The organism is Clostridium sp., assembly GCF_051650885.1.
In the GTDB taxonomy this organism is placed as follows: domain Bacteria; phylum Bacillota; class Clostridia; order Clostridiales; family Clostridiaceae; genus Clostridium.
Map to the genome: position 1 here is coordinate 1 of NZ_JBOFRG010000108.1, position 1,769 is coordinate 1,769.

Sequence of the window (1,769 nt, forward strand, 5' to 3'; positions counted from 1 at the left end):
CTCTTGCAATAGCACTAGTTCTATCAATATCATTTTTAGCCCCTGTGCTTATATCTCCAAGTATTAAACTCTCAGCTACTCTACCACCTAAAAGACCTACCATATCATCTTTAAGTCTTAGCTTTGATGTATATGATCTATCTTCATCTGGTAGATGCATAGTATATCCGCCAGCCATTCCCCTTGGAATTATGCTTATTTCATGTACTGGATCTGAGAATTCTAAAGATCTCATCACAACAGCATGACCTGCCTCATGATACGCTGTAAGCTTTCTATCTTTTTCACTAATAACTCTACTTTTCTTTTCTGGACCTGCCATTACCTTAGTTATAGCCTCTTCCATATTAGTCATAGATATTTCTTTTCTACCATCTCTAACTGCTAAAAGTGCTGCTTCATTAGTTAAATTTTCTAAGTCTGCTCCAGCAAAACCTGGTGTTCTTTTAGCTAAAACCTGTAAGTTGACATCTTGTGCTAGTGGTTTCTTTCTTGTATGAACTTTAAGAATCTCTTCTCTTCCTTTTACATCTGGTGCTCCTACAAGTATTTGTCTATCAAATCTTCCTGGTCTTAAAAGTGCTGGATCTAATATATCACGTCTATTAGTTGCAGCAATCATTATAATTCCTTCGTTTTGTCCAAATCCATCCATTTCAACTAGAAGTTGATTTAATGTTTGTTCTCTTTCATCATGACCTCCACCAAGTCCAGCTCCTCTTTGTCTACCGACAGCATCTATTTCATCAATAAACACTATACAAGGCGCATTTTTCTTAGCTTCTGCAAAAAGATCCCTTACTCTTGAAGCTCCTACTCCTACAAACATTTCAACAAAATCCGAACCTGATATACTGAAAAATGGCACTCCTGCTTCTCCTGCAATTGCTTTTGCAAGAAGAGTTTTTCCTGTCCCTGGAGGTCCTACTAAAAGCACACCTTTAGGTATCCTTGCTCCCATCTCCGTGTAAACCGTTGGTTCTTTCAAGAAGTCTACTATCTCTGCAAGTTCTTGCTTCTCTTCATCTGCACCTGCTACATCTTTAAAGGTAATTGTTTTAGATTCTGGTGTTGCAATCTTCGCTTTACTTTTCCCAAAATTCATTACACCTTTATTTCCACTATTATTACTTCCGTGGGATTGTTGTGTTATAACAAATAACACTATTAAAATTAAAACTACAGTAACTATACTCGGTATAATTGCGATCCATGCACCTGTATTTGATGGTGGCTCAAATTCCACTTTAATATTTGGTTTTGGTGAGCTTACCATTAAATCAGAAAGCATTTGCTGTGGTGCATAAGTTATAAATTTCTTTTCATCATTTTGTACACCATCAATAGTCATTCCATCATCATGAACATAAAGACTCTTTATATTATTTCCATTCCACATTTGTTGAAATGAACTATATGGGACTAATTGCGGCTTATTTCCTGTTTCCCACACTAATACAGCAGCTGCTACAATGACAACTATTAATATTCCCCAAACTGCTGCACTTGAATATTTTTTCATTCAAGCCTCCCCTTTCTTTAACGCTATACTATTTTTTTGAATATACTTCTTCTTTTAAAATTCCTATGAAAGGTAAATTTCTATATTTTTCTGCATAGTCTATTCCATAACCTACTATAAATTCATTAGGTACTTCAAATCCTATATAATCTACATCTATCTCTGCTGTTCTTCTCTCTGGCTTATCTAATAATGTTATTATTCTTACACTATCTGCCCCTCTTGTGCTTAAGTATTTTTTTAAGTA

General features: G+C 35.3%; 2 protein-coding genes. Both read right to left on the bottom strand.

What is annotated here, in order from left to right:
- A partial coding sequence (gene ftsH / locus ACRC28_RS05280; protein ID WP_438542405.1) for an ATP-dependent zinc metalloprotease FtsH occupies positions 1-1,522 on the bottom strand: 1,522 nt, incomplete at its 3' end.
- A gap of 28 nt (positions 1,523-1,550) precedes the next feature.
- On the bottom strand, positions 1,551-1,769 hold a 219-nt coding region (locus ACRC28_RS05285), incomplete at its 5' end, for a phosphoribosyltransferase (RefSeq protein ID WP_438542406.1).